Origin of the sequence: Campylobacter sp. RM9334, from assembly GCF_020138145.1 — a bacterium.
Lineage (GTDB): Bacteria > Campylobacterota > Campylobacteria > Campylobacterales > Campylobacteraceae > Campylobacter_E.
In genome coordinates this window covers 25,512-49,685 of the sequence record NZ_JACGAX010000006.1, presented here as the reverse complement: position 1 = coordinate 49,685, position 24,174 = coordinate 25,512, and the positions used below count along the sequence as shown (strand labels likewise).

Genomic DNA, 24,174 nt, shown 5'->3' with positions numbered 1-24,174 from the left:
GCTTAATTGCACTAATTTAAAAATTATAATTTAGATTAAAAGTATATAGCCTTGAATTAGCGTATTTATAACATAATTCGTTATTACAATTAAATACGTTGATTTTATTTTTGCTATTTAAAATATTTAAGATATTAAAACTTATTTTTAATTTAGTATTTTTAATATTTTTAGTATAGCCAAATCCTAAATTCCAATTCAAATATGACTTAAGTTTAGTATCGCTAAATATTTGCATATTTAAATTCTTATCGTATTGTGAGTATAAATCATTTTTCGCTGAATGATAAGTGATTTCATTAATCAAGTTAAAATTATCATAAAATAAATTATGAGTAAAATTAGCTATAAAAGGCTCATAAACAAATGGCAATTCGCTTGATTTTATAGTTTTACCATTATAGATTATGTTTTTACCAGTTGTGCTTAAATAATTAGTCGCACTACCTTTTTTATGTAGATAGCTAAGATTTAAATCAAAATAATTTTTAGTATTAAATATACTAATTTCATTGCTAGATAAATTAAGACTTACAATATCATTAGCTGTTTTTTTGCCATTATAATAAACTTTATAATTATTATCAGTATCTTTTATACTTTCTAAGCCTAATTCTTCTTGATTTGCTGAATAAATTTCATTATAAGTTTTGCGTTTAATGTATTTTAATAACATTTTAAAATATTTAAATTCTGCGTTGTAATATAGGCTAAACTCATTAGCATAAGGGCTTTTTAATCCCATAAAAACTCTATCTTTTTGCCATTTTGTATCTTGTATCCAAGGGCTATTATAATCAATTCTTGAATACTCTTCATATCCACTAAAATAATCATCATATAAAATATAAGCTAAAAGCCCTTTATCATAATATTTATTAAATCCAAATCCTAAAAATTGATTATCATTTAAATAATACTCAAGTCCTGTTCTAGGGGCTATATTAAATCTTTTGCTAAGGCTATCATAATCATTTCTAAGACCTAATCTAAATCTAAAATTATGATATTTAATATCGCTTTGTATAAATTGAGCGTAGTTATTTATTGATTTTTTAGCTTTTGCAAAATGTGTTTCATAATATGAAAAATATTGATTATTTATGCAACTAATATCATTTTCTTTACAAGCTAGAATATCAATTGGTTTTTCATATCTTGTATAAGGATTAATTCTATTTATTTTGCCTTGATTTTTACTAAGTTCAAAACCAAAATTAAAGCTATATTCTAAATCATTATTTTTAAATTCATTAGTTTTAGCATCTAATTTATATTGATATGATTTTTCAGTTTGTAAGGTATCTCCTAGCCCACCATAACTTTGCTTTATACCTGAAGGTAAAATGAATTGATACTGAACTTTTTTATCATAAATTCTTGAAGAATTTGATTTTAAAAATGATAAATGCTGATTAAGATTTATATTTTTTAATTCACTTTCAAGATTAAAAGCTAGGCTAAATCCACCATAATTTACTTTCATATTAGAATCAATTACGCCTTCTTGAAATTGATTTATTAAATAAGGATTATAAATAAAAGTTGAGCTAAGAATATGGTTATCATAATCTTTTTGAGTTTTTAGCAAAATTAAGTTATTTGTATCGCTGATTTTATTTATTGTGTATATATCTTTTTGCTTTATTTTTGTATTTGAATAATTACTACTTACAAAAAATAAAATTCCAAAAGTATCATTTAAGTATGAGCTAAAATTAGCACTGAAATATCTTTTATAATAATTACTAAAATCTTGATAACCATATCCACTAGAATATTTTTGCCTTATTTTATCATCTATAAAAATATTATCTTGAAAGCTATATCCAAGACTAAATCCACCGATTGGATTTTTTGATGGACTTTTGATTTTTGCATCAATTACTCCACCTAAAAATCCACCATAACTAGCACTTACAAAACTATCATAAATGCTTAAATTATCTATAATTTCGCTATCTATATTAAGCGAATATGAACCAAGAGATGGGTTATACCAGACATTTTTATATAGCGTTTTTGACATAGCTGGTTGAATGGTGCTTGTTATGTTTATTCCATCTATAAACATTTGATTTTGATAGGTTTTAGCACCATTGATTGAAAAATCATCTGGCTTTAAAGAATTTGAATTATCGCTATCTTTAGTAGTAATTCTTATATTTGTATGATTTTTGATAAGTTCATCTAAAGTGTGATTTTGTTTTATTTGAGTATTAAGATAGGCTTTATTGTAAATAGTGTTAGAAAATTCTAAATAATCAATATTTTGCACTGCATTAATATTGATTTCATCTAAGGTATTTGCATAAATATATGTAGCTAAAAATATGCTTAGCTTAATTTTATTTTTGCAAAATTGCTTCATAGCCATCTTTTGCTAAACATTTTAAAAGTGATTTTTCATCATAAGTTTTATCACTTATTTTTAGAGTTTTAGAATTTAAATCTACTTTATAATTTTTGCTAACTTTACTAGCACAAAAACTAATAAAATCAACACAAACTTCACAAGCCATATCTTTTATAAAATAAACATTTGCATTAAGATTAAGTGCTAAAAGCATTATAAAAAATGCCTTCATTGTTGCACTGCTTTATAGCCGATTTCGTTGATTTTTTCTACTATTGCTTTAATATCTACATCTTTAGCAAAAGTAATAACTAAATCTTTAGAATTAAAATCAGCCTTGTAATCTTTAACTTCAGCAATACTTTTAGACGCTTCTATTATTTTTTTAGCACAACCATTGCAACCCATATTTTTTACATTTAATAAATAACTTACATCAGCAAAAGCTAAACTTGATAAAATTGACACAAATAATAATTTTTTCATACATTCTCCTTAAAAAATATTAATTATAAAAATCATTTCTTAAGAATAATTGAAAATAATTATAAATATTATATAAAAAATTAAATTAGAATTTAAAATATTATTTTGATATTTTAATATTAGCTAATTTTTAAATATAATTAAAAATTATTTTTATATAAAGGTTTATATTGTTTAAAAAATATTTGTTATTTTTATTTAGTTTAACTTTTTTAAATGCTTTAATTATCAATGAAAATGAAGTGATTTCAAATCAGATAATTACAAATGAAGATATAGATAATGAAGGCGTCATAAATAGTGATAAAAATCAATTTTCTGGTGTTTTTAATAATAATTTTGGTGCTACTTTAAGTGGTAATTTTTCTACTTTTAACGAGGTGTATAATGGTGGATTTTTTGAAGGCTCATTTCATAATATTCAAATGTTTGTTAATAATGGATATTTCTTAAGCACCAATACTACTACAAATCAAGAGTTTTTTAATCTATATGATGGAATGATAGAAGCTAATCATAATAATTTTTTTAATATGCAAAATTATGGCTTAATTTATGGAGATGATAATATTTTTTATGATTTTATTAACTTTCAAGAAGGCTGGATTTTTGGAGATAACAATACTTTTAATGGAGATGTTTTAAATGATACTGATGGGCTTATATCTGGAAATAATTTATCATTTAAATCAATTTTAGAAAATAATTCATATATTTTTATAGATAATAAAGCTAGTTTTAATGAAGTAATTAACAATGCTGTTATGGATGTAAATAATGCAGAATTTATTGGCGAAGTAATCAATAATGATACTATCAATGGGGATTTTTTAGAATTTAAAAATAATCTAAAAAATAATCAAAATAGCACTATTTCTGGAGAGAATTTAACTTTTGCAAATACTTATAATGATGGTATGATTTTAGGTGATATTACTACTTTTAATAAAGAATTAGATAATGATATTAATGGCTGGGTTATTGGAAATGATATTACCTTTAATGATAGGGTTATTAATAATGGTGATTTAGTAGGAAGCAATTTTAAGTTTAAAAATCAATTAGAAAATACTTTAAATGTAGATAGTATTTATTCTAGTTTTGAAAAGATAAATAATAGTGGATTTTTTACAAGCTATAAATCTACTTTTAATAATACCATTACTCAAAGCGATAATGCGTATTTTTATGCTAATGCATCTGCTATTAATGCTGATATTTTAGGTGGGGATATTGAGATTGCTTATAGTAATTTAGCTAATGAAGAATTAAAAGTAAAAAATGCGAAAATCAATAATTCTACAATTAATTCAAAAAATATGATTTTTGATAATTTGATTTTAAATTCTTCATCAATTTATGGTGGTTTTAGAGCTAAAACACTAGAAGCTAATAATAATAATTTTGTTCTTTATTTTAATGATGGTTTTAGTGGGGCTATTGTCGTTGATGAAGAGATAAAAGGCGTAAATAATGATATAAAAATTGTAAATTATCAAAATAATTTAGGATTTTTTCCTTTACTTTTAGCAAGGAGTAGTAAGGATTTAAGTAAAGATTTTGCTGTATATACTATAAAAGGCTTTAGTGTTTTTGGTTTTGATAAAGAAGTAATAGTAAAAAAAGAGCAAAATGGAGCTTTTTTGCTTGGGATAGGGGATTTTAACTCTTTAAATATTAGCGATATTAATGAATTATTTGATGATAAATATAAAAAGAATTTAGAAAATAATGCAATAAATAAAATTACAGCGAAAAATCCTGATATTGCAAAAATTGGTGTGGATAAAAAGCTAATTAATAATATAAAAAATAAATTCTATAAAGAAGATTTATTAAATTATTCTATTTCAAGATTAAATTTTGATAGCAAAAGGTTTGATTATTTAGATTATGAGTATTTAAGTGGGGATATAAATGATATAAATTATTGGCTAAATCTAATAAAAATAAATAAATCTAATGAATATAATTATTTTTATAATAATTTAGGATTATTTTTATATAGCTTAAATAATGAAAGCAAAAATCATAAAATCTATGGCGGCGGATTTTATGCTAATTTTAATTTTGATAATTTTTATATAAATACTGATTTTAAATACAATGAGCACGAAGTTGCGATAAATCTTGATGATTTAGGGATTATAAATAAAGATTATTTTAGCGTTAATTCAAAAGTAGAATTTGGATTAAGTTATGAAAATTATTTTGTATATAAGCCAAATATTGCTTTTGTTTTTGAATACTTACCAAAGACAAAATATAAAAATGAATATATAAAAGCTTTATTTAAAAGGCAAAATAATTGCTTTTTAAAATTAGGTTTTGCTTTAGAATACCTTAATAATGATTTTACATTTTCTCTCAATAGTAATTATTTTAAAAGTTTAAGCAAGGATAAATTGCTTATGATAAGTGATGGATATTCTAAAGAAAATCTATATTTTAAAAATCTTAATAGTTTTGAGCTTGGAATACAAACTAAGTATTTATTAAATGATAGTTTAAGTTTGGATATTGATTTAAGTAAGCAGTTTTTTAAAGAATTTAATTCTTATTTTTTTAGAATGGGTTTTGGATATAAGTTTTAGGCAAAATTATATATTTTGCCTTTTTATAAATTAAACATATGATTTAATGGGCCTCTACCACTTCCTAAGTTTGGAGCAAATTCCATTGCATTTTGTGTATATAATTTAGCATCTTTTACAGCTTGTAGTTTAGAAAGTCCATTAGCTAAATTAGCAGCTATAGAAGCACTTAAAGTACATCCTGCGCCGTGATCGTTTGTGGTGTTTAAAGCTTTTCCGTAAAGCTCGTAAAAGTCTTTTCCATCATAAAAATAATCTATTGCTAAATCAAAATATTTTCCACCTTTAGCAATCACGCTTTTAGCACCTAAGTCTATTAATTTTTTAGCAGCGTCTTTTAGTTTTTCTTTAGAATTAATCTCAAATCCACATAAAAGTTCAGCTTCTAATTTATTAGGCGTTAAAATATCAGCGAATTTGATAAACTCATTTACATAAAGCTTAAAATCTTCATCTCCTATTAATCTAAAACCACTTTTAGCAAACATAACAGGGTCAATTACTATATTTTTAGGTTTATATTCTTTAAATTTTTCAATAGTTAATCTTATTAAATTAGCATCCCCCATTAATCCTGTTTTTAGTGCTTTTGGTGGAATATCTTTAAATACTGCATCAAATTGAGCTGATACAATATCTTCATTCATAACACAAGCACCATAAACTCCTTGAGTATTTACAGCATATACTCCTAAAACTACTGCCATTCCAAAAGTTTTATGCATAGTAAAGGTTTTTAAATCAGCTTCAAGTCCGCTACCACCACTGCAATCACTTCCTGCTATTGTTAGAACTGGATTTAACATATAAACTCCTTATATTGGTTAAAACGGAAATAATACTCTAAAAATTTATAATTTTATTATAATATTTGCCTTTTTTATAAATTTATTAGGAACAAAAATGTTTAACCTTGATATAAACTTATTTTCTTACATTAGCGTTAGGGCTTTTTTAGCGTTTTTATTATCGTTTATTATTACATTAATTATTATGCCACTTTTTATTTCTTGGGCAAAGAGTGTAGGGGCAAATCAGCCAATTTTAAGTGATGCACCACTAAATCATCAAAAAAAATCTAATACTCCTACAATGGGTGGGGTTGTTTTTATTTGTGCTGCTTTATTATCTAGTCTTGTTTTTACTACATTTAATGTTTATAGTTTTAGTGCGATTTTGTGTATTGTTTGTTTTGGTGCTATTGGAATAATTGATGATTTAGGCAAGGTATTAAAAAAGGCAAATAAGGCTGGGTTAAAACCACGCTCTAAAATGATTTTAATGTTAATTGCGTCTTTAATAACAATATTACCTATTATGATATATGGGAATTTTAGCACAGAACTTTTTGTCCCATTTTATAAATATCCTATAATTGATATGAAGTATTTTGCTTTATTATTTTGGGTATTGGTGTTAATTTCTAGCTCAAATGCTATTAATCTAACTGATGGGCTTGATGGGCTTGCTTGTGTGCCTAGTGTGTTTTCATTATTTACATTATCAGTGTTTTTATATCTTAGCTCAAATGCTGTTTATGCTAATTATTTACTACTACCTAGAGTAAGCGGGAGTGAAGAATGCGTTGTAATTGCACTTGCATTAATTGGTGCTTTACTAGGATTTTTATGGTATAACTGCCATCCAGCACAAGTATTTATGGGAGATAGCGGTTCTCTTACATTAGGAGCTATTGTTGGATATTTAGCGATAATTTCAAAAAATGAGATTTTATTAATTTTAATAGGTTTTGTTTTTGTTCTTGAGACTATTAGCGTTATTTTACAAGTTGGAAGTTTTAAAATATTTCATAAAAGGATTTTTAAAATGGCTCCAATTCATCATCATTTTGAGCAAATTGGTTGGAGTGAAAATAAAATCATAGTTAGATTTTGGCTAATTGCATTTATTTGCAATGTTTTAGCGTTAATTACTATTAAATTAAGGTGAGTTTTATGTTATCAATGTTTGGATATGGAAATGTTGCTAAGGCAATTACAAGCACTTATAAAAAGGGTGAATGGTATATATATGATGATAAATTTAGCGTTTGTAGTGAAGATGAATTTGGTAATAAGCTTTTACCTACAAGCTATTTTAATCCTGATAAAAGTAGCATAGAAGTAGTTAGTCCTGGAATTGCGCCTAATCATATTTTATGTAAAAGTGCTAAGAATTTAACAAGTGAGATTGATTTTTATAACGAAGCTTTAGGGCTTAGCATTTGGGTTAGTGGGACTAATGGTAAGACTACTACAACGGAAATGATTTCTTATTTGCTTAATATTGAAGCAGGAGCAAATATAGGAAAACCAATTGCATTAATGAATCTTAAAGCACCTTTAGTTGTCCTTGAGATGAGCTCTTTTGCCCTTCATTATACTAAGGTTGCAAGACCTGAACTTTATGTGTTATTACCTATTTGTGATGATCATATTTCTTGGCATGGAAGCTTTAATAATTATGAAAAAGCAAAACTTGATTTAATTTTTAGAATGAATAAAACAGCAAGTATTATTGTGCCTAAAAAATATGAAGAGTATTTAAAGAGTGCAAATTGTATTAAATATTTTTATGAGAATTCTAGTGATTTAGCTAAGCTTTTTGATATTGATTTAGCTAGATTAAATTACAATGAGCCGTTTTTATTAGATGCGTGTTTAGCGTTGGCTGCTTGTAAGATTATTAGTGGCAAAATTGAATATGAAAAAATATCTAAGTTTAAAATTGGTCGTCATAGAGTTGAGATTTTTAAAGATAGCAAAGATAGAATTTGGATTGATGATAGCAAGGCTACTAATATTTCAGCTGCACTTGCTGCTATTAATAGTTTTAAAGAGCCTTTACATTTAATTGCTGGTGGAGATGCTAAAGGTCAAGATTTAAATGAGTTTTTCTCAAAATTAGACAAAAATACAAAGCTTTATTTAATAGGTAAGAGCGATTTTAGTGATATTGCTAAAAAGCACGGATTAAACCCAATTAGAACCAATCTAAAAGAAGCTGTAAGTATGATTTATAAAGATTTAACAACTAAAGAAATAGCATTATTAAGTCCTGCGTGTGCTAGTTTAGATGAGTTTAGTTCTTATGCTGAGCGTGGGGATTTGTTTATAAAATATATGAAAGATTTAGATGTTTAGCTTTTTAAGACTTGCAAAAAGTGCTTTAATTACAAGTGAGTATAGTGTGAAAAATAATAAATTACTTTATAAAAATAAAGAATTTATAATCCAAGATGAATTAAAAAATTACGAAAATACTTATTTTGTAGTTGCTATTGATAGGGTGATTTTATTTAAAAATCAAAATGAAAATAATTTTGATAAGGCTAAAAAAAGACAAATAAAAGCGATAAGTCTTAGTTTTTTAGTAATGATTTTATGTTTGATAATTTTATTTTTTCAAGAATTTGAAATAGGTATTTCATTTTTAAGTATTGCTAGTATTGTAGTTTTTATACTTTCAATACTTAATTATTCGTTTTTAAAACAACAAATTTTCGCATTAGAAAAAATTTAAGCATAATTTAAGAATTATCATATATAATAACGGCTTTTACTTCGGTGGTTGGATAGCTCAGTCGGTAGAGCAGCAGACTGAAAATCTGCGTGTCGGCAGTTCGATTCTGCCTCTAACCACCATTTTAAATTTCCCACTTTTTATTATTTTTTGTTTGAGAATTTGAAATAGGAATTTCAAAATAATTTTTCTATACATTAAATATTTTTTCATATACTCCCCAAATGATTAAGGCAAAAAAGAAATTCGGACAAAATTTTTTAAAAGATGAGTTAGTAAAACAGCAGATCATCCAAGCGATACCCAAAGATTTAAAAGCAAAATTAATTGAAATTGGGCCTGGCTTAGGTGATTTAACTGCTCCAATACTTAAAAGCGGTTTTAAATTAACAAGTTTTGAAATAGATGATAGTTTAATTCCTATTTTAAACGAGCGTTTTAATAAAGAGATTTTAAGTGGAGATTTTACGCTAATAAATGCTGATGTTATGAATGTAAAAATTAGCGATGAGCCTTATTTTATATGTGCTAATTTGCCGTATTATATTAGTTCGCAAATTATTATAAATGCTTTATTTGATGATAACTGCATAGGTATGCTTGTGATGATTCAAAAAGAATTAGCAGATAGATTTTTTGGGATTGATTATTGTGCTTTAAGTGTTATTACGGATTTACTTTGTGATAAAGTTAATGTTTGTGAAGTGCCACCTAGTGCATTCACTCCTATGCCAAAAGTAAATTCTAGTGTAATTAAGCTTATTAAAAAGCCTAGTTTGTTGGATAAAAAAGATTTAAAAGCTTTTAATTCTTTTATCAAGATAGCCTTTAATCAACCAAGAAAAAAAATGCTTAGTTCATTTTCAAATAAAACAAAGGTAAAACAAGCATTAGATAAGCTAGAAATTGATGAAAACAAAAGAGCTCATGAAATACCTGTTAAATCATTCTTAGAACTTTTTAAATTACTAAAGGATGAAAATGAATATTGAAGATTTAGAAAAAACAAAAGTAGCAAGAAGTTATGAAAACGCTGAAAACGAAGATGAACTTTTAGAAGAATTAGAAGAAGAAATTGACGATAAAAAAGCTAAAAAGAAAAAAAAGCGTAAGAAAAAAATCTTACCAGCTTCTTTAAAAGGTGATTTAGATTGGCAAAAAGCCTTAGCTGAATCAATGAAAGAAAACGAAAAAGCTCAAGAAAAAAGGCTATATCCTTGGATAAATTACAAAGGTAATGCAAGTGTTAAATTTACTCCATTAGGCGGACTTGGTGCTATTGGTGGAAATATGAGCGTAATTGAGTATGAAGATGAAGCTATTATCATTGATATTGGAATGAGCTTTCCTGATGCTGATACTTTAGGTGTTGATATTGTAGTTCCTGATTTTTCTTATATTAGAAAGATAAAAGATAAAGTAAAAGCTGTTCTTATCACTCACGCTCACGAAGATCATATTGGAGCAATGCCTTATTTTTATAAAGAATTTGATTTTCCGATTTATGCTACGCCGCTTCCACTTGGAATGATTTCAAATAAATTTAGCGAACACGGGCTTAAAGATAAATGCAAATTATTTAGACCAATTACAAAAAGACAAATTTATGAAATTGGCTCTTTTAAAGTTGAGTTTATGCATATAACTCATAGTATTATAGATAGCTGTGCATTAGCTATAAATACTCCTGCTGGAACTATTATTCATACGGGAGATTTTAAGATTGACCATACTCCAATAGATGGTTATGCTAGTGATTTACATCGTTTAGCTTATTATGGCGAAAAAGGTGTTTTATGTTTATTTAGCGATAGTACTAATAGTTACCGCGAAGGTGTAACTAAGAGCGAAAGCACCGTTGGTGGGACTTTTGATTTGATTTATTCAAGATGCAAAGGTCGTGTGATTATGAGTACATTTAGCTCAAACATTCACAGAATCCATCAAGCAATCACACACGCACTTGTATATAATAGAAAAGTTTGTATTATAGGTCGTTCTATGGAAAGAAATCTATTTACAGCAATTGAGCTTGGATATTTAAAATTTGATAAAAAGATTTTTATAAGTGCTGATGAGCTTGATAAATATCCTGATGAAGAGATATTAATAGTAACTACAGGCTCACAAGGTGAGAGTATGAGTGCATTATATAGAATGGCTACAAGCGAACACAAACATGTAAAAATTAAGCCTAATGATCAAGTAATTATAAGTGCTAAAGCAATTCCTGGTAATGAAGCAAGTGTATCAGGTGTAATTGATTTATTAATGCGTCATGGAGCAAGTGTTGCTTATCAAGAATTTAGTGAAATTCATGTAAGCGGTCATGCAGCAAGTGAAGAGCAAAAGCTAATCTTAAGACTTGTAAAACCTAAATATTTCTTGCCTGTGCATGGAGAGTATTCTCATATCAGTAAGCACAAAGCTAGTGCAATTGCTTGTGGTGTGAATGAAAAAAATATATATTTATTAAATAACGGCGATCAAATGGAGATTAGCTGGAATAAATTAAGAAGATTAAAAACCGTTAAAACAGGTAAAACTTATATAGATAATCAAGTAGATAGAGAAGTGCATGATGATTTATTAAATACTAGAAAAAATCTTGCAGAGCATGGAATAGTGCAGCTTAATCTTCATATTAATATGGGTGCAAGGACACTAAATCACGCACATATAATCAATTTTGGTTTAGTATCAAATAAACTAGCTCAAGATTTTGCAACTGATGTTAGCAATTATATTAAATTATTTATAGCTGATGCAAAAGATACTTTATTAAAGGATAAAAAGGCATTTGAACCTGCACTTAGAAATGCACTTAAGAAGTATTTTTTCAAAAAATATAAAAAATATCCGTATTTATTATTAAATATTCATTAAGGATAAAATATGCTAGAAATTGCAAAAAACATTCTAAAGCGAGAAGCCTTCGCTTTAGAAGAAGCGTCAAATTCTTTAGATGAGAGTTTTTGTGAAGTTGCTAAGATAATTAGTGAATGCAAAGGGAATTTAATCATTGTTGGAGTTGGTAAAAGTGGTATCGTTGGACGCAAAATTGCAGCTTCGTTTGCTAGTTGTGGGGTAAGGTCATTTTTTATTCATGCTAGTGAGTTAATGCACGGAGATTTGGGAAATATTTGTAAAGATGATGTGGTAATTTTAATTTCTTTTAGTGGTAAAAGCGAAGAAGTGTTAAAAATATTACCATTTTTAAATGATAGAAATGCTACTTTAATTAGCATTTCTCAAAGCAATTCTCCATTAGCAAATGCTTGTAGTTTCAATATTGCTACAAATTGCAATGAAGCAATCACAAATCTACCAGCACCTACTAGCTCAACTACTCTAACTCTAGCTTTAGCTGATGCGCTTTTAGCTTGTGTTATTAATTTAAAAGATTTTAGCGTTAGTGATTTTGGTATAAATCATCCAGGTGGAGCATTAGGTAAAAAGTATTATGTAAAAGTTAGTGATTTAATGCATAAAAACAATCTACCGATAATAAGCAAAAATGCTAGTTTAAAAGACGCTATTATTTGTATGAGCAAGGCAAGTTTTGGTTGTGCTTTATTAGTTGATAATGAAAAATTAGTTGGATTTTTAAGTGATGGGGATTTAAGAAGAGCTATGGCTAAGGACGATTTTTCTTTAGAGCAATTAGCCTTAGAATATGCTAGTAAAAATCCTAAAACTATAGAAAAATCAGTTTTAGCACATAAGGCGTTTTCTTATATGAAAGAAAACAAAATATCAATTTTAGTAGTTCTTGAGAATGAAAAAATAATAGGATTATTACAATTATTGGATGAGTGATGAGACTTAATAAATTTATAGCACACAATAGCAAGTATTCAAGAAAAGAAGCTGACAAATTAATAAAAGAAGGCTTAGTAAAGATTAATAACAAAGTTTGCTTAGAAGACTGGAGTGAAGTTGGAATTGATGATAAAGTTTTTGTAAAAGGTAAAAGAATTTATAAAAAAAGTGAATTTAGCGTCATCGTATATCATAAAGATAAAGGCGAATTAGTAAGCCATAAAGATGAGCGTGGAAGAGCCTTGATATATGATAATTTGCCAAGAGATTTTAGACATTTTAATCCTGTTGGAAGATTAGATTTTTCATCAACGGGCATACTTTTATTAGTAGATAGTCCTGTAATAGCTGATTTTTTAATGCAAAGTAACTTAGAGCGTGAATATTACTTAAAAATTAAAGGAACTATCACAAAAGAAGTAATTAATGCTATGGAAAATGGACTTGAGATTGTAAATAGCTTAAAAGGAGCACATCCAAAAAGCAAAATCACAAATCTTAGTCTAAAGCCTTTTTTAGAATATGAGATTTTTGGAAGTAGTGGCGGATATACAAAACTAAGAGTTATTATTGATGAAGGTAAAAATAGAGAATTAAGACGCTTTTTTGCTGAATTTGATTTAGAAGTAGTGGAGCTTAAAAGGGTTGCTTTTGGTAGGGTTGATTTGGGTGTATTAAAGCCTAAAAAATATAGATTTTTAACCAATAGCGAATACGAAGATTTAAGAAGCTTTTTAAAAGAAAATAAGGTGTATTATTAATGAAAGAATTAAATAATTTACATAAAGAATTTATAGAGTTAAGACATAGCATACACGCAAATCCAGAGCTAGGATTTAATGAGTTTAATACCGCAAAATTAGTTGCAAATAAACTAAAAGAATTTGGTTATGAAGTTTATGAAGGCATAGGAAAAACAGGTGTTGTAGGAGTATTAAAGAAAGGAAATTCTACTAAAAGCATAGGTCTTAGAGCTGATATGGATGCGCTTAGTATAGAAGAATGCACAGGACTTGATTATGCTAGTAAGAATGGCTGTATGCACGCTTGCGGACACGATGGGCATACGGCAGGATTATTAATGGCTGCTAAGTATTTAGCAAGTGCTAATTTTAATGGAACTCTTAATTTATTTTTTCAACCTGCTGAAGAATGTTGTGATAATGAAATGCTAAGCGGTGCTATGAGAATGATAAAAGATGGAGTTTTAGAACGCTTTAAGGTTGATTATATTTATGGAATTCATAATATGCCAATTTCACAGATGAAAGGCTATGAAAATAAGAAATTCTTTATGAAAAAAGGCGTAATGATGGCAGGTGTAAGTGCTTATAAAGTAGATTTTATAGGCTTAGGCGGACACGCATCGGCTCCACATTTATGCAAAGACCCAATAAGCGTTGCAAATAATTTTGTAAATGCTTTATATACTTTTAAATCTTTAGAATTAAAAGATAGCGTTGTAAATGTTACAGGCTTTCTAGCAGGGACTACAAAAGCATTTAATATAATCCCAAATGAAGCTAGTGTTATGATAAATGTAAGAGGTCTTAGCAATCAAGAGCTTGAATTTATTGATACAAGAATTAAAGAATTAGCAACAAACTTAGCAAATGCTTTTAATATAAAAGCCATAGTAAAAAGAGCTGAAAATATAAAAGCTACTATCAATAACGATGAAGCACACGAGTTAGCAAGACTTGCTGCGATTGAGAGTTTTGGTGAAGATGAATGTGAGTTTGAACACCCGCATTTAATGGGTAGTGAAGACTTTTCTGCATTTTTAGATGAGGTTAAAGGAACATATGCTTTTATAAATAACGGAGATAGTGCAAATCTTCATCATCCAGAATATAATTTCAACGATGAAGTATTGCTGCTAGCTAGTAAGTATTTTGCAAATTTAGTATTAAATTATTTAAAATAAATTTATTTTTATTAAAAAATTAAATAAATTTATTATTTAGCCGATATAAAAAAGACTATATTTAAAAGGAGAAGATTATGAATGTAGGTTCTGTTAGTAATTCAGGTTTTACGAGTGGCTTACCAAAAAGTGTAAAAACTCAAGATGATGCAAGAAATGCTATAAAAGATAATTTAAAAAATATAGGCATTGACTTAGGAGATAGGGATTTAAGTAGTATTAGTGGTAAGGATATTACAAATGCTTATATAGCACAAAGTATGCAAATTAGCTTTTCTCAATTTAATACTCAAGGAAGTATATTTAGTTTTTCAAAAAATGAAATGCAACTTAATACTTTTCTTGGAACTTTAGGTAAATTAGGTGATGGTTTTGAGAATTTACAAAACTTAACTCCTGCAAAAGCTAAAGAATTAATTAGTGAAGATGGCTATTGGGGTAGTAAGCAAACTGGCGATAGAATAGCTGGTTTTGTTCTAGCTGGTGCTGGAGATGATATTGAAAAGTTAAAAGCAGGTCGTGAAGGAATTATGCGTGGTTTTAAAGACGCCGATAAGACTTTAGGTGGTTTTAGCAAAGGATATGCTGATATTGCGAATGCTACAATTGAACGCGCTGTAAAAGCTATAGATGATAAAATAGCTGAATTAGGCGGCAATGTAGTAGATATAAAAGCTTAATTAAATGCCTATTTTTAGGCATTTAATATTTATAAATAAAAATAATTTCAAATTCTTAAAAACAAATATTCTTATATTAAAACAATTTAAAATAAAATTTTCATACTAATTAGATAATTTAATCAATTAATTTTAGCTTTTATAATAAAGTAAAATCATTATATTTTGCACTTATAATTAATTATGAATAATTAAATTCTTAAACTTTTAATAATAAATATTTATTAATACTATAAAACAAAAATTATTCTTAGTATGGCTTAACAATTAATATTATTTTAAAATAAATTGAAATAAAATCTCTAAAAATTTTTTAAAAGGATTAAAGATGATTTCTTTTTTAAGACCTGTCAAAAAGGATAGGGTGGTTAAAGATGATGAGTTGCTAAGCACTTATTATAAGTATAGAAAACTTTCGTTAAGTGGTGTGTTTGTTGGTTATATGGGATATTATTTAGTAAGAAACAATATTACCCTATCTACTCCATTAATTAAGACTGATTTAGCAGTAAATAATTCTGATATAGGTTTAATTACTGGTTCTATGTTAATTGCTTATGGTATTAGTAAAGGCGTTATGAGTGCTTTAAGTGATAAGGCTGACCCAAAAAGATATATGGCTTTAGGTCTTATTTTATGTGCGTTAATTAATGTATTATTAGGCTTTTGCAATGCTTTATATGCTTATGTAGGTGCTGTTATTGCACTTGGAGTTTTTCAAGGAATGGGCGTTGGACCTAGTTTTATTACTCTTGCTAATTGGTATCCTAAAAAAGAAAGAGGAATTTATACTGCTATTTGGAATATAAGCCATAATATTGGAGGGGGTTTGGTAGCTCCAATTATTTCTAAATCTGTTTTAATATTATCTCCTGTATTAGGGATTGCTGCGGCTGATTTTAATGCTACTTATTGGAAAGTAAATCACTTTTATGTCCCAGCAATTTTAGCCTTGTTAATTAGTGTTTATGTTTTATACGCTGTTAAGGATAATCCTAAAAATGAAGGGTTAAAAGAATTAAACGAGATTAATAAATTAAGAGGTTATGAAGAAGATATTAAAAACTCAGCTTCAACTACTGATTTAAGTAGTAAAGAAATATTTGTTAAATATGTTCTAAAAAACCCTAATGCTTGGTATGTTGCTTGGATGGATACTTTTGTTTATATGATTAGATTTGGGTTGATAAATTGGCTTCCTATTTATCTTTTATCTGTAAAAGGCTTTAGTAAAGAGCAAATGCATACAGCGTTTTTATTCTTTGAATGGGCTGCAATTCCATCAACAATGTTAGCAGGAATTATATCTGATAGATTATTTAAAGGATATAGAATGCCACCTGCAATTCTTGCTGTTTGTATAATATTTTTTATGATTATTGGATATTTTACGAGCGATAATATTTACTACACTATATTTTTTGCAGCAGCAGCTGGGTGTTTAGTATATGTGCCACAATTTTTAGCAAGTGTTCAAACTATGGAAGTTGTTCCTGCTTTTGCTGTAGGTTCTTGCGTTGGTCTTCGTGGATTTATGAGCTATGTCGTAGGAGCTTCTTTAGGAACTATGCTTTTAGGTGCTATGGTTGATGCTTTTGGTTGGAATGCAGGTTTATATATGCTTTTATTTGCTTGTATTATGTGTATTGTGTTTTCTTTACTTTGCCACTTTGGTGCTAAGAATAAGAAATTTTAATTTATGAGATTATATTTTTTATTATAACGAAGTTCTAAATTCTTAGAACCAATTAATCCGCCTTGATGAATGTATAAGATATTTTCTTTTAGTTCATCAAGGTTTTCATAAATTGCTTTTAGACAAACGCTATCATAAAGCAAATCAAACTCAATATCGCTAATATTTTTTGTTAATATAAATAGCTCTTCATAAAGATTTGCAAAATGATATTTTCTAGCAGTTTTTAATAATTTTAGCTTGGAATTTGGATTAAGTTTGTTTATTTGTTTTACAAAATATTCATTAGCATTTACGCAAGATGCTGTAAAAACTCTAGCATTTGAAAGTGTGCTTAGATATTTTTCAAGATAAATCGCACTTGTATAAGTCCCACTTGCTAATACCACATCACAATCTAATTCATTTACAATTTTTGCTATTTCTTTTGCCATTTTATAAAAGCCAAATCTAGCATAATCTTCACAAACACCTTCGCTAATTAAAAAGCTATTATTATCATTTTTATGCAAAGTTTTTGCAAATTCTTTAGGATTATTCGCATAATAAATCACAGCATTATTTTCTAATGCACTTTTTAAATTCCCACTAATTTCGCATCTTCTAGCACAGACAAAAGAAAAATTATAATTATTATTTTTAGTCCAGAGTGCTAGTGCTTGCATAGCATTTGATTGACTTGAGCCATAGCAGATTATGTGTTTATAAGGGAGTTTTAAGTCTTTAAATATATCTAATTTTCTTGCTTTATTGCCGTTAATTTCGCCTAATAAATCATCTCTTAAAATAATCATATTTTTATTAAAAATCTTAAGAGTTGAAAACATTTAATACCTTGATAAAATCTTTTTCCTAAAGCAAATCTTAGAAATTATTAGCGAAGTGAAAAATACAAAAGTAATAGTATAAAAATGATAATTTAAAAACATCATCATAGGAACTAGATAAATTATCAAAAACACAAGCATAGCTAAATACTCGTGGCTTTTTTCATACCTTGAGCTAATAATGCTAAATGCTAGTGCGTAATGAACACTTGCAATAGGAAGTAGGCTAAGTAGGACATAAATTACTAATTCTTTTGATTTTGAAGGGGTTTTATAATCTTTCCAATAGTCTTTAAATGATTGAATATTAGTAATTTTTGAATTAATTAAGGTGCTAAAGCTAAGGTTTTTAATCTTTGCAATTTCTGTATTTTGCTTGAAATTATATAGCATTACATTGTCTAAATTAAATGTGATTTTATTATCTTCGTTTAGGATTGTTCCTTGATTGGCTAATAATATTTGTTCGTTTTTAGAATTTGTTTTTGGCAAATATAAAACAATATTTTTATAAATTCCATTCTCTAATTCATCTGCAAAATATATATAATCTCCTAATTTTTGACCAAAATTAGCATTTTTAAGATTAATTTTAGAAAAGGCTTTTTTATAATCAATAAAATTATCATATAAAGAAAAGCTAAGTGGCATTAAAACTATGCTAATTACTAATAAAACCAAACTTACTATAAAGGCTAAAAAGCTAATAAAATTAGCTATTTTTCTAGGGTTTAATCCTAGAGAAAAAAGCATAATTATTTCGTTTTCTTTAGATAGTCTTAGAATACACATAAAACAGGTAATAAAAAAGCTAATAGGAGTAGTAAAAATGATGAGTTTTACACTCATAAGAGAATATAATTTAAATAATTCATATAAGCTTAATTCTATATAAGAAGTAATTTTTGCTATTTGAAATAAGACAATGATAGAGCTTACTAAAAATAGCGTTAAAAATATTGATAAAAAAGAGCCTATGAATTGTCTAAATAAATATTTTTTAATCATTGCACATAATCTAAACAAAATTGCCCAACGCTAGGGAAAAACCATACTAAAGCAAGTCCTATGCTTAAAAATGGTATAAAAGGAACTTGTATGTTTTCCTTGCCTTTTATTCTAAGATACATAAAAACAGGCAAACTCACAACAGCTCCTAAAAATATAGCCACAAAACCAAGTTTAATTCCTAATAACGCTCCAATTAATGCCATTATTTCAATATCAGCTTCGCCCATTACTTGAATACATTCATCATCGCTTTTTGCTTTTGCATTCATTATGCTCTCTATTAAAGATTTTAGCAAATACGCACCACCTGCAAAGATTAAAGCATCTTTAAAACTACTTATTGAATGAGTATAAATTAGAGCAAAAATCAAAGTTAGCATTAAAGTAAAGCTAGGCACAGCAAGGTAGCGAACATCAATAATGCAAAGTGCAAATAATAAGCTAAATGATAATGCTAAGCAAATAGAATAAGCAAGATTTTCTAAACTACTAATATCTATGCAATATAAAAATATAAAGCCAACAATTAGCTCAATTAATGGATACTGAATGCTTATTTTGCTTTTACAAAACCCACATTTACCACCTAAAACTAGCCAAGAAATAATAGGGATATTGTGATAGAATTTCAATTTGTTATTACAGCTTCCACAAGAACTTGGCGGATAAAAAATACTTTTTCTCTCAGGTAGTCTTAAAATCAATACATTTAAAAACGAGCCAAAAACAAGCCCAAATATAAAAACTAAAATACTAAACTCCACCGAAATTCCTTTTACAAATTCTATAATTTTTAATAATTTCTTTTAATTCATCTTCTTTAAAATCAGGAAACAAAGTAGGGGTAAAAACAAACTCTGCATAAGCACATTGCCAAAGTAAGAAATTTGAAATCCTAAAATGTCCGCCAGTTCTAATCAATAAATCAACATTGTTTTTAATATCTAAATATTTATTAAAATTATTTTCATCTATTTCTTCATCACTTGCTTTTAATTTTTTAAAAGCTCTTAAAATCTCATCTTTTCCGCCGTAATTTATGCCTAGATTAAAAATAATTCTTGAGTAATTTTTAGTTTTTTCTTCAAACTCATTAATTAAATTCTTAGTATCCAAATCAAGAACACTAATATCTCCAAAGCTTTTAAATCTAATTTCGTTTTTTATAAAATTGTTTAATTCACTAGATAAGTATTCTTTAAGTAGTTTGAAAATAAACTCAATTTCTTCTTTAGGTCTTTTCCAATTTTCGGTAGAAAATGCAAACAAACTAAGCTCTAAAACGCCTTCTTCAATACAAGCTTTTACCAATCTTTCAATAGTTTTTGCACCTGCTTTATGCCCGAAACTTCTTAATAAACCTTGATTTTTAGCCCATCTGCCATTACCATCCATAATGATTGCTAAATGATTTAACTCGTTCATAAATTTCCTTTATAACTAAGGCTAAAAAAATCATCTTTATAAGTAGTCAATTCTACATTTTGCGAATATTCAAAGCAGATTTTTTGAACCTTAGAAAAGCTAGTTAATATTTTATTATCATTTAAAAAAAGGCTTAATTTAGCAAAAACATCATAATAAATTGCTAATTCATTTTTTTTCTTTCTATATTCAATTAATATAGGTTTTCCTTCAAGCAAACAAGGTAAATATAAAATATCTTCATTCAAAGCAAAAAGCATTGTTTTATAGCATTCATAATCTGATTTTTGATTTGTTTGGATTAATGAATTAATTAGCGTGTATTTAAAATCATCTCTAAAAGCGATTTTTAATAACTCAAAACAATCATAATCAATATAGGCAAAAACCTTATCAGCTTGAAGATTTTTAAAGACTAAACTATCATAAATTTCAGCTAAATAATAAGTATTTGGCTCTAAATTAATGTTTGATTTTGTGGTTAATTCTTTTTTACCAATTAATAATTTGTAGCGATTAAACATTAATTTATCAATTACTTTAAATTTAATTGGCAAAACATCATTAAACATCAGCTTTTACTCTATCAAAAATAATTTTTGCTAAGTTTTCTTTAGTATCAAAATACCCTTCACTAATGCCTGAATAATCACAGAAAAATATCTCGTTTTTACTTGAGCCAAATTGAGTATGTTCTCCTAAAATATTAAGACATAATAAGCTTAAACCTTTATTTACTAAAGCTTTTTTTGCATTATCATAGGCAGTCTTTTCATCACACTCTAGCTTAAAGCCGATTTTTTTACCCGAAAAATTAAAAGTAGCTAATAAATCATCATTGGGTCTTATTTTGATATTAAATTCTTCATCAAATTCATCTCTTTTTATTTTTCTTTCTTGTTTGATAGGGATAAAATCACTAACCGCAGCACACATAAATAAATAATCAAATTCTTTATAATCTTGCATTAAGGCTTTTAATTCAGCACTTGTATCGTAGCTTAATTGTGTGAAATTTTCATTTTTAATCTCATCACATCTAGCCTTTAAATACACCACATTTGCACCCCTTAAATAAGCTTGTTTAGCTAGTGCATCTGACATAGTTCCACTTGAATAATTTCCTATATTTCTTACCAAATCAATGCTCTCACGAGTGCCGCCACCTGTTATTAAAATATTTTTTCCCATATAGAATTTATCTTTATAAATTTCTCTTAAAGTTGCTAGAAAAATATCTTTTGTATTAGCTAAAGCTCCTATTCCAAATTCTTTACAAGCTAAGGTTTTGCTAATTGGCTTTACTATTTTCACACCTAAACTCTTTAAATATTCTAAGCTTTTTTGAGTTTGACTTGCTAAATACATATTAGTATTTGCTGCAGGTGCTATTATTAGTGGTTTGTTTGAAGCAATTAAGGTGCTTAAAAATACATTATCACAAACTCCATTAGCTAGTTTATTTATTGAATTAACACTAGCAGGAGCAAATACAACAGCATCACAATCTTTTGAAAACATTATGTGATTTTTATCATTTTCCCAGCTTTCATTCTCACTTGTTAAAACACTTTCACATAATGCTTCATAAGCTAATTTATTGACGAATTTCAAAGCCCCATCACTTAATAAAGCTTTTACTTTAATTCCTTCTTCTTTAAACATAGAAATTAATTCAAAGCTTTTATAAAAGCTAATACTTCCACTAACACATAATAATACTTTCATTAAAAATCCTTAAAATTATTAAAAATCACGCCTTTATTACGCTCTATAAATAAATCTTTTGCTTTTAATTTAGCAGCGTCTTTATTGCTAATCGTGCTACCTGCTGCAATTAAAGTATCGCTAGGTATGTTAATTGGTGCTATTAGGTTTGAGTTTGAGCCTATGAAGACATTTTTACCGATTTTGCTTAGGTGTTTGTTTTTGCCATCGTAATTACAAATTATCACACCACAGCCAATATTTACACCACTACTAATCTCGCAATCTCCTAAATAAGCTAAATGCCCAGCTTTTACATTTTCTAATTTTGCATTTTTGCATTCTACGAAATTACCGATTTTACTATCTTTAATAACGCATTTTGGACGAATTCTAGCCATTGGCCCTATGCTTGAATTAATTATCTCACTATTTTCTATAACGCTATTTGCTAAGATTTTTGAGCTTTTTATAATAGAATTTGCCTTAATCACAACTCCACTTTCAATCTCACAATCATTACTAATTTGTGTATCAAGCTCTATGAAAATACTATCTTTATTATGCATAATAACGCCATTTATAAGCAATTCATCTTTTATTCTTTTTTGCATAATTTGCTCGGCTTGTTCTAAATCTAATTTATTATTAATGCCTAAAAACTCAATCTCATCAAAGGTGCATTCGCTAACGCTTATTTTATCATCTATAGCCATTTTGATAATATCAGTTAGATAATATTCTTTTTGAGCGTTGTTGTTGTTTAGCTTAGGAATGTAAGTTTTTAATATATCTTTACTGATTTTATAAATTCCAGCATTACATAAAGTGCATTTTAATTCTTCATTGTTTGCGTCTTTTGTTTCTACAATTTTACTTATTTTATCGTTTTCTTTAATCACTCTTCCGTAAGAATTAGCACTATATTTATTAAAAGTGCTTAAAACTATTTTAGAATTTGTATTAGCTATAATTTTTAGACTATTTTGTGTGATTAAAGGCATATCAGCATTTAAAATCAACGCTTCTTCGTATTTTGGCTCATAATTTATTAAAGCCCCGCCTGTGCCTTTATGATTTTGCATATCTTGATATATATATTTTAAATTAGAATAATCTTTTAAATGCTCTTTTATAGCGTCTGCTTGATGGTGTAAAATCAAAGTTATATCATCACTAAGTTGCAAAGCATTTTCAATAATAATTTTAATTAAAGATTTTCCACAAATTGTATGCAAAGGTTTTGCTAAATTACTATTCATTCTAGTGCCAAAACCAGCTGCTAGTATTACTATGCTTAATTTCATATTTTTCCTTTAGATTTTAAGAAAATGTTAGCAAGTTTTGGATAACATTTTTAAAAACTATTTAAGGAAATTAGTGAAAAAACTATTGCTTTTATTATTGTTTTCAGTGTTTATTTATGCTGATACTCCACTTAGCGTTCCTACATTAAATCTAAATCTAAGCGCACCAGAAACGCCTAGTCAATTAGTAACTACTTTAAATGTAGTCATAGTTTTAACTATATTGGCTTTAGCTCCTAGTATTATATTTGTATGCACTTCGTTTTTAAGATTAGTTATAGTGTTTTCGTTTATGAGACAAGCTATGGGAACACAAGCAATGCCGCCTAATACAATTTTAATATCTTTAGCACTTGTGATAACTTTTTTTATAATGCAACCAGCTGCTAATAAATCTTATGAAACAGGAATTAAGCCTTATTTGGAAGAAAAAATAGGCTATGAAGAAGCATTTGCATTAAGTGTTAAGCCGTTTAAAGAATTTATGCTTAAAAATACTAGAGAAAAGGATTTAGCACTATTTTATCGCTTAAGAAATATTGATAATCCTAAGAGTATTGATGATGTAGATTTAGTAACTTTAGTTCCTGCTTTTATGATTAGTGAATTAAAAACTGCATTTGAGATAGGATTTTTGCTATACTTACCTTTTTTAGTAATTGATATGGTTGTATCATCGGTATTAATGGCTATGGGTATGATGATGTTGCCGCCGGTTATGATATCTTTACCATTTAAAATTCTAATTTTTGTCTTAGTTGATGGTTGGAATTTATTAATTGGTAATTTGGTTAAAAGTTTTACATAGGAAAAA

General features: G+C 27.2%; 23 protein-coding genes and 1 tRNA gene. 13 read left to right on the top strand and 11 right to left on the bottom strand.

Annotated elements, in window-relative coordinates; genetic code table 11:
• Positions 1 to 16 precede the first annotated feature (16 nt).
• From AVBRAN9334_RS04095 to AVBRAN9334_RS04085, 3 genes are read right to left on the bottom strand one after another with little or no spacing between them, the layout of a single operon-like run.
• On the bottom strand, positions 17 to 2,371 hold the full coding sequence (locus AVBRAN9334_RS04095; RefSeq protein ID WP_336607099.1) for a TonB-dependent receptor plug domain-containing protein: 2,355 nt from the start codon (positions 2,369 to 2,371) through the stop codon (positions 17 to 19).
• Entirely contained in the window at positions 2,349 to 2,588 is a 240-nt protein-coding gene (locus AVBRAN9334_RS04090; protein ID WP_214117355.1) for a hypothetical protein, read from the bottom strand. The genes AVBRAN9334_RS04095 and AVBRAN9334_RS04090 overlap by 23 nt, the downstream gene beginning before the upstream one ends.
• The gene (locus AVBRAN9334_RS04085) at positions 2,585 to 2,842 is read right to left on the bottom strand and encodes a heavy-metal-associated domain-containing protein (protein WP_214117354.1); all 258 of its coding nucleotides are present in this window, start codon (positions 2,840 to 2,842) and stop codon (positions 2,585 to 2,587) included. Before AVBRAN9334_RS04085 ends, AVBRAN9334_RS04090 begins: the two co-directional genes overlap by 4 nt.
• A 170-nt stretch (positions 2,843 to 3,012) precedes the next feature.
• Between AVBRAN9334_RS04085 and AVBRAN9334_RS04080 the strand changes: the two genes are divergently transcribed.
• Entirely contained in the window at positions 3,013 to 5,436 is a 2,424-nt protein-coding gene (locus tag AVBRAN9334_RS04080) for a hypothetical protein (protein ID WP_336607098.1), read from the top strand.
• Between the two features lie 23 nt (positions 5,437 to 5,459).
• On the opposite strand, the gene thiD is transcribed toward AVBRAN9334_RS04080, so the two are convergent.
• Positions 5,460 to 6,242 carry a bifunctional hydroxymethylpyrimidine kinase/phosphomethylpyrimidine kinase gene (thiD, locus tag AVBRAN9334_RS04075; protein ID WP_214120200.1) on the bottom strand — a complete coding sequence of 261 codons (783 nt, stop codon included), beginning with the start codon at positions 6,240 to 6,242 and terminating at the stop codon, positions 5,460 to 5,462.
• Between the two features lie 97 nt (positions 6,243 to 6,339).
• On the opposite strand from thiD, the gene mraY reads away from it, so the two are divergent.
• The 11 genes from mraY to AVBRAN9334_RS04020 all read left to right on the top strand — a co-directional run bounded on the left by mraY (position 6,340) and on the right by AVBRAN9334_RS04020 (position 17,083).
• The gene (gene mraY / locus AVBRAN9334_RS04070; protein ID WP_214117351.1) at positions 6,340 to 7,386 is read left to right on the top strand and encodes a phospho-N-acetylmuramoyl-pentapeptide-transferase; all 1,047 of its coding nucleotides are present in this window, start codon (positions 6,340 to 6,342) and stop codon (positions 7,384 to 7,386) included.
• Positions 7,387 to 7,391: 5 nt separating this feature from the next.
• Complete coding sequence (murD, locus tag AVBRAN9334_RS04065) at positions 7,392 to 8,579, top strand: UDP-N-acetylmuramoyl-L-alanine--D-glutamate ligase (protein WP_336607097.1); 1,188 nt, start codon at positions 7,392 to 7,394, stop codon at positions 8,577 to 8,579.
• The gene (locus AVBRAN9334_RS04060) at positions 8,572 to 8,958 is read left to right on the top strand and encodes a hypothetical protein (RefSeq protein WP_267523279.1); all 387 of its coding nucleotides are present in this window, start codon (positions 8,572 to 8,574) and stop codon (positions 8,956 to 8,958) included. The genes murD and AVBRAN9334_RS04060 overlap by 8 nt, the downstream gene beginning before the upstream one ends.
• Positions 8,959 to 9,004: 46 nt before the next feature.
• Positions 9,005 to 9,080, top strand: a tRNA-Phe gene (locus tag AVBRAN9334_RS04055).
• A gap of 102 nt (positions 9,081 to 9,182) precedes the next feature.
• Positions 9,183 to 9,950 carry a 16S rRNA (adenine(1518)-N(6)/adenine(1519)-N(6))-dimethyltransferase RsmA gene (gene rsmA, locus AVBRAN9334_RS04050; RefSeq protein ID WP_336607096.1) on the top strand — a complete coding sequence of 256 codons (768 nt, stop codon included), beginning with the start codon at positions 9,183 to 9,185 and terminating at the stop codon, positions 9,948 to 9,950.
• Complete coding sequence (locus AVBRAN9334_RS04045) at positions 9,940 to 11,844, top strand: ribonuclease J (RefSeq protein WP_336607095.1); 1,905 nt, start codon at positions 9,940 to 9,942, stop codon at positions 11,842 to 11,844. Before rsmA ends, AVBRAN9334_RS04045 begins: the two co-directional genes overlap by 11 nt.
• A gap of 9 nt (positions 11,845 to 11,853) precedes the next feature.
• On the top strand, positions 11,854 to 12,777 hold the full coding sequence (locus tag AVBRAN9334_RS04040; protein WP_214117346.1) for a KpsF/GutQ family sugar-phosphate isomerase: 924 nt from the start codon (positions 11,854 to 11,856) through the stop codon (positions 12,775 to 12,777).
• Positions 12,777 to 13,541: a pseudouridine synthase gene (locus AVBRAN9334_RS04035; RefSeq protein WP_336607094.1), complete on the top strand. Its 765-nt coding sequence runs from the start codon at positions 12,777 to 12,779 to the stop codon at positions 13,539 to 13,541. Before AVBRAN9334_RS04040 ends, AVBRAN9334_RS04035 begins: the two co-directional genes overlap by 1 nt.
• Positions 13,541 to 14,707: an amidohydrolase gene (locus AVBRAN9334_RS04030; RefSeq protein ID WP_214117344.1), complete on the top strand. Its 1,167-nt coding sequence runs from the start codon at positions 13,541 to 13,543 to the stop codon at positions 14,705 to 14,707. The genes AVBRAN9334_RS04035 and AVBRAN9334_RS04030 overlap by 1 nt, the downstream gene beginning before the upstream one ends.
• Positions 14,708 to 14,784: 77 nt before the next feature.
• Entirely contained in the window at positions 14,785 to 15,387 is a 603-nt protein-coding gene (locus AVBRAN9334_RS04025) for a hydrogenase-4 component G (RefSeq protein WP_214117343.1), read from the top strand.
• A 328-nt stretch (positions 15,388 to 15,715) separates the two neighbouring features.
• Positions 15,716 to 17,083: an MFS transporter gene (locus AVBRAN9334_RS04020; protein ID WP_336607093.1), complete on the top strand. Its 1,368-nt coding sequence runs from the start codon at positions 15,716 to 15,718 to the stop codon at positions 17,081 to 17,083.
• Here AVBRAN9334_RS04020 and AVBRAN9334_RS04015 read toward each other — a convergent pair.
• The 7 genes from AVBRAN9334_RS04015 to glmU are packed head-to-tail and all read right to left on the bottom strand — an operon-like array spanning position 17,080 to position 23,360.
• Positions 17,080 to 17,910 carry a 1-aminocyclopropane-1-carboxylate deaminase gene (locus tag AVBRAN9334_RS04015; protein ID WP_214117341.1) on the bottom strand — a complete coding sequence of 277 codons (831 nt, stop codon included), beginning with the start codon at positions 17,908 to 17,910 and terminating at the stop codon, positions 17,080 to 17,082. The two genes, AVBRAN9334_RS04020 and AVBRAN9334_RS04015, sit on opposite strands and share 4 nt — an antisense overlap.
• Positions 17,911 to 18,936 (bottom strand): LptF/LptG family permease, encoded by a 1,026-nt coding sequence (locus AVBRAN9334_RS04010; protein WP_214117340.1) that lies wholly within the window; start codon positions 18,934 to 18,936, stop codon positions 17,911 to 17,913.
• On the bottom strand, positions 18,915 to 19,685 hold the full coding sequence (locus AVBRAN9334_RS04005) for a prepilin peptidase (protein ID WP_336607092.1): 771 nt from the start codon (positions 19,683 to 19,685) through the stop codon (positions 18,915 to 18,917). The genes AVBRAN9334_RS04010 and AVBRAN9334_RS04005 overlap by 22 nt, the downstream gene beginning before the upstream one ends.
• Positions 19,675 to 20,346 carry a polyprenyl diphosphate synthase gene (uppS, locus tag AVBRAN9334_RS04000; RefSeq protein ID WP_239802983.1) on the bottom strand — a complete coding sequence of 224 codons (672 nt, stop codon included), beginning with the start codon at positions 20,344 to 20,346 and terminating at the stop codon, positions 19,675 to 19,677. Before uppS ends, AVBRAN9334_RS04005 begins: the two co-directional genes overlap by 11 nt.
• Complete coding sequence (locus tag AVBRAN9334_RS03995; RefSeq protein WP_214117337.1) at positions 20,343 to 20,918, bottom strand: hypothetical protein; 576 nt, start codon at positions 20,916 to 20,918, stop codon at positions 20,343 to 20,345. The genes uppS and AVBRAN9334_RS03995 overlap by 4 nt, the downstream gene beginning before the upstream one ends.
• Positions 20,911 to 22,074: a bifunctional phosphopantothenoylcysteine decarboxylase/phosphopantothenate--cysteine ligase CoaBC gene (coaBC, locus tag AVBRAN9334_RS03990; RefSeq protein ID WP_214117336.1), complete on the bottom strand. Its 1,164-nt coding sequence runs from the start codon at positions 22,072 to 22,074 to the stop codon at positions 20,911 to 20,913. The genes AVBRAN9334_RS03995 and coaBC overlap by 8 nt, the downstream gene beginning before the upstream one ends.
• Positions 22,074 to 23,360 carry a bifunctional UDP-N-acetylglucosamine diphosphorylase/glucosamine-1-phosphate N-acetyltransferase GlmU gene (gene glmU / locus AVBRAN9334_RS03985; protein WP_336607091.1) on the bottom strand — a complete coding sequence of 429 codons (1,287 nt, stop codon included), beginning with the start codon at positions 23,358 to 23,360 and terminating at the stop codon, positions 22,074 to 22,076. Before glmU ends, coaBC begins: the two co-directional genes overlap by 1 nt.
• A 73-nt stretch (positions 23,361 to 23,433) precedes the next feature.
• On the opposite strand from glmU, the gene fliP reads away from it, so the two are divergent.
• Positions 23,434 to 24,168 carry a flagellar type III secretion system pore protein FliP gene (gene fliP, locus AVBRAN9334_RS03980; protein ID WP_214117334.1) on the top strand — a complete coding sequence of 245 codons (735 nt, stop codon included), beginning with the start codon at positions 23,434 to 23,436 and terminating at the stop codon, positions 24,166 to 24,168.
• Positions 24,169 to 24,174 lie beyond the last annotated feature (6 nt).